The sequence below is a fragment of the Microcystis sp. genome, assembly GCF_048564745.1.
Lineage (GTDB): Bacteria > Cyanobacteriota > Cyanobacteriia > Cyanobacteriales > Microcystaceae > Microcystis > Microcystis ichthyoblabe_A.
Genome location: NZ_JBLZRT010000071.1, coordinates 1 through 4,749 on the forward strand (window position 1 = coordinate 1; position 4,749 = coordinate 4,749).

The following is a 4,749-nucleotide window of genomic DNA, read 5'->3' on the forward strand; positions in this document are numbered from 1 at the left end:
TATCGAGAAACTCCCGGATAGAATAGGTTTCATTGGTCGCCACCACATAATCATCTGGTTCTTCCTGTTGTAACATTAACCACATCGCCCGCACATAGTCCTTAGCATAACCCCAATCCCTTTTAGAATCGAGATTTCCTAAATAGAGTTTTTTCTGTTGTCCGGCAATAATTCGGGCCAAGGCGCGGGTAATTTTGCGCGTGACAAAAGTTTCTCCACGCCGGGGGGATTCATGGTTAAATAAAATGCCGTTACAGGCAAATAAGTCGTAGGATTCCCGATAGTTGATTGTTTGCCAGTGACCGTAAACTTTCGCACAAGCGTAGGGACTGCGCGGATAAAATGGCGTGGTTTCTTTTTGGGGAACTTCCATGACTTTCCCGAACATTTCCGAGGAACCTGCTTGATAGAAACGCACTTCGATGCCGGTTCTTTTTTGGTAATCCCGAATTGCTTCTAGTAATCTTAAAACTCCCACCCCCACAGCATCAACGGTGTATTCTGGAGCATCAAAACTAACTCGCACATGGGATTGGGCCCCTAAATTATACACTTCTACCGGTTGCACTTGTTCGAGAATACGCCGCAGGGTCGTCCCGTCGGTGAGGTCGCCATAATGAAGAAATAATTTAGTATCGGGCTGGTGGGGGTCAGTGTAGATATGATCAATGCGATCGGTGTTAAAAGTTGAAGTACGACGGATGATACCGTGGACTTCGTAACCTTTTTCTAATAATAATTCGCTCAGATAGGAACCATCTTGACCGGTGATGCCGGTAATTAGGGCGCGTTTAGCTTCAGTCATCAGTAATTTGCCTAATCGGGAAGAATAAAGACCCTGAAAGGGTCTGACTGCTTATAGCACACTTTAGCCCCTCAGGACAAGTTTGGCTAGGTTGACAGGGGACAAAAAGATGAATTGATTTTTTATCTGGGCTGCATAGATTCTAAATTGTTCTGAAAATTTTCTCGAAATTTTCTGACTTGAAATTCCTTGACTTTGAGCAGTCGATAATTATCTTTTCCCATGGCGAGGGAAAATTTGGATTCGGTGTCATCAAGTAAATTTTTGGAGATAGCTTTCCACTGTTCTTCTGTTTGCCAATGGACAACGATAATTAATTCTTCCTCGATGGCGGGATTAATCCAAAGTTCTTTACCTAAAAAACCCGCTTGTTTTGCTAAAAACTTTGTCCAAATTTCTTGATCTTTTTGGATAAATTTTTCTCGCGCTTCGGGTTTAACTTGAAATTCTAACCACTCAATGACCATAGTAATTATCTCCTATTTTTTGGTTTTCATCAAGAATTCTTCTGTGAGTTTCATAAAAGCTTTAGAACCACTAGAAGAGGGCATGGCTGCTACCGCAGGCACGAACATATCCACAGCTTTAGCTACATTAACATCCATAGGAATCGCATTAGCAAAAATTTGATGGGCTTGAAAATCCTGTTGTACCCGGCGCATGACTTGATTATAGTAGCGACTGAGTAAACCACCACCGGAAAGAATAAAAACTATACCGAGTAAACCGGGGTTAATCGGGTCAGTTTCTTGATGACTAGCTTTCAGTTTAACTATTCTTCTTTCTAATAGCTGAATGCCGACAATTGATAAAGGTTCGGGACGGGCAGGTAGTAAATAAAAATGACTGCTACAGAGACCACTACGAGTTAAAAGATTATAGCCCGGAGCGCAGTCCATGATAATATAATCGTAACGGTCTTGAATGGGATCAATGATTTTTTGAATTAAGATTCTTTCCAGGTTATTCCAAGCATGATCAAAGCCTAAATCTTCCTCTAGAATTGCTTGATGGTGCAGGGTTTCTGAGACGATATATTCATCATAAAGCTCGATGTCTCCCGGCAGTAGATCTAAGCCTTGAATTTCACAGACTGAAGGGACAATAATATCATCAATAGTTAATTTATTGTAGGGATTGGGTTTGATAATTGCTTCTAATAAATAGCTTAAAGTGCGTTTTTTGCGACGCAGTTGAGCAAATTCGTGGGGGGACATTAAACTAAGAGTCGCACTGATTTGAGCGTCTAAATCGAGGACAAGGACTCGTTTTTGCTGAAATTTAGCTAAACAGGTGGCAAGGTTGACGGTAAGGGTAGTTTTTCCTACTCCTCCTTTCATATTAACGGTGCTGATGACAGTGGCCATGATGGGAATTCCTTTCTAGTTAACCGATGGAATATCTCGACGTAAAACCTGCCCATTGGGAGCCATAATCAGAGGAGGTAAACTGGTAATATTGATCGCTTCTTGGGTTTTCATGTCGTAGGTGGTGTAAACTGTTTCCTGTTGATGGGGATTAATATCGACAATTGTTAGGGTTTTTCTAGGCGCTTGTTCACTGTTCAATAATCGTCGCGGTCCACTGCCTAAAGCTCCCGCGTGTAATAATTGTAATTGCCCCCGTTTACCCGGATAGTAAGCGTGAGCGTGGCCACTAATATAAGTATGCACCTGATGACCCTCTAAAAACGCTCTTAATTGCTCGGCATCGGCTAAATAATCCCCTGGTCGATTTCTGCCTACGGCAATACCGTAGAGGGGTAAATGACCGATTACTAGCCGCATTTTAGCATTTTTAGCGTCGCTACTACTCAAGTTTTTTGCTGCCCAATTTAGTTGTTCCCGAGAGATTAAATGAGTGGAGGCATCCCAAACTAGATAGAATATACCATTTTGAGTGAAAGTATAATAAAAAGGAAAGCCAGTTTTATCGATAAAATTTAAACTTGTCTCATGTTGGGGGTTTTGCCAATAATCCTGGGCTAATTTTCTCTCTTGAGCATAGATAAATTTTCCTGCGGATAAAGCTCCAGAAGCGTCATGATTACCGATGGTAAAACCAAAAGGTATTTTAGCAGCTCGCAGGGGCGCGGCGATATGGCGATCGAAGGCTGACCACATGGCGTTAATTGCTGCCTCTGTCAAGCTGCTTTTTTGTCCTGCCACCATGTCGCCACCACAGAGAACCAGATCGGGTTTATGATTGATAATTAAAGGGATAGCTCGATCGATTTCGGGATCGTAAGTAGTGGAACCGTATTGACTATTAAGGTCACTAATCACGATTATCTTGACTTTTTTCGCCTTTTGTGCTTGCTTAACAGGAGACTCAGGGGGATTTTTGGAAGTAACGGGCTGTAAAATTTGATCAGCGCAAGCTACCAAGCTAAAACCGCCTAAACTGCCACTAATAAGCAAAAATTTACGGCGTTGCATAGGCTATCAATCTCGTCTTTAATTGAGGTCACGTCAGTTAGTGTAGCAATTTTTGTCCCTTCGATCGCTTTTTTGTTGATTAGACCTCTTGCAAAAGTCTTAAGTCGATCCTTGTACAGCAACATTTTTGAAGATTATCAACTACTAATAAATAATTAACTGAAAGTCCCTCCCATTATTATTTCTATCGTTTGTTTTCGGATTTATGCAAGAGGTCTATTATCCCAATTAACCATCAGGAGATAACTTGACAATTCTCTTAACTTCTTTTGCGCCTTGGTTATGCCATCACCGGAGTAATTCCTCCGATGATTTGTTAGTATCTATTCAAGATAATTATGCAAAAAATATTTTATTTTTGCGTCAACTTCCCGTTAATACCCATCGAGCCAGTGAACGAGTTATCAAAGCTATTCAAGACAAAAAAACTGATTTAGTTATTTGTTGTGGTATGGCAGAAAGTCGTTATCGTTTAAGTTTAGAATCTCAGGCTAGGAGTAGTACAAAAAAGTTATTGACACCAGTTCCCTTGCCAGATTTAATTAAAAACCTTAACTATAGTTATATCAGCGATAATGCCGGTCAGTTTGTCTGCGAAGAATTATATTTTCAAGTCTTAAAATATCATCCGAGAGCCTTATTCATTCATGTGCCACTTTTAACTGATAAAAATTTTGCTATTATTCAAAGGGATTTTCAGAAAATTATCACCCTTAGCAGTTAGCTCATATAATTCGAGAGTAAGTTTCAAGGGAAAAAGGAAAAAGGATTTACTGGTATTTTGCCATAATTGCCCTCCTCGACTTGAGAGCGCATCTGAGTCTAATAAATCTCATTGCTACGTCGGGCAAATTCTTCTTTGCTGTAGAGGGGTGATCCTACTATCATTGGCTTGAACCAGTTGCAACTTTTGCCCCTCTATTTTAACCTAAACATTGGGAATCTTCACTAACATTCCTCAACGACGCGATTAGTTAATTGTCGATTGGCTAAAGCTCGATCGCCTAGGTAGGGTAGGGGACTACAAATATTGAGAAAGCTAGTTTTAATAATCGGTTCTAAAGTGATATTTTTCTGACGGGTTAATTAGTGTAATAAATTATGATTTTCTTGATAAATACTATCAATTTCTTGCCAAACTCCCCAGCGCAAAAGTATTAATAAAATTAGATAATTACTGTATAACTTTAGGGTTGGGGTTAGACAAACTTCTCGCAATTGATAGGCAGTTATCAAAGAATTATCAAAGTCTTCGGCTAAAATATAGAGGTTAACTAACTGTTCTAAAAGACTCAGATCATTTGGTCTTAATTGCAGACAAAGTTTAATAATTTCTACTCCAAAAGCGGGACTTTGTTGTTCGTTGGTGACTCGTGATGCTATCTGAAAAGCTTGCGGGATCAAACTATCAGCTAATTCCTCTAGATAGGGTAAACTTGCTTGAGCTAAATCTAAAGTTAATTCGTGGGGATATAAAAGACTTTTGAGAACTACATTTAAAAGCAA

General features: G+C 39.9%; 5 protein-coding genes and 1 pseudogene. 1 reads left to right on the forward strand and 5 read right to left on the reverse strand.

Annotated features, from left to right (window positions below):
- The 4 genes from gmd to ACOCD9_RS09380 form a co-directional block, all read right to left on the reverse strand.
- On the reverse strand, window positions 1–805 hold an 805-nt coding region (gene gmd, locus ACOCD9_RS09365; RefSeq protein WP_419547207.1), incomplete at its 3' end, for a GDP-mannose 4,6-dehydratase.
- 122 nt (window positions 806–927) lie between these two features.
- Complete coding sequence (locus ACOCD9_RS09370) at window positions 928–1,272, reverse strand: TIGR03792 family protein (protein WP_287703864.1); 345 nt, start codon at window positions 1,270–1,272, stop codon at window positions 928–930.
- Window positions 1,273–1,284: 12 nt separating this feature from the next.
- On the reverse strand, window positions 1,285–2,172 hold the full coding sequence (locus ACOCD9_RS09375) for a ParA family protein (protein WP_287703866.1): 888 nt from the start codon (window positions 2,170–2,172) through the stop codon (window positions 1,285–1,287).
- A gap of 15 nt (window positions 2,173–2,187) precedes the next feature.
- Complete coding sequence (locus tag ACOCD9_RS09380; protein WP_287703868.1) at window positions 2,188–3,243, reverse strand: metallophosphoesterase family protein; 1,056 nt, start codon at window positions 3,241–3,243, stop codon at window positions 2,188–2,190.
- A gap of 247 nt (window positions 3,244–3,490) precedes the next feature.
- On the opposite strand from ACOCD9_RS09380, the gene ACOCD9_RS09385 reads away from it, so the two are divergent.
- Window positions 3,491–3,967: a peptidase C15 gene (locus ACOCD9_RS09385; protein WP_287703870.1), complete on the forward strand. Its 477-nt coding sequence runs from the start codon at window positions 3,491–3,493 to the stop codon at window positions 3,965–3,967.
- A gap of 362 nt (window positions 3,968–4,329) precedes the next feature.
- Here ACOCD9_RS09385 and ACOCD9_RS09390 read toward each other — a convergent pair.
- Window positions 4,330–4,749 (reverse strand): annotated as a pseudogene (locus tag ACOCD9_RS09390) (hypothetical protein); the annotation flags it as partial.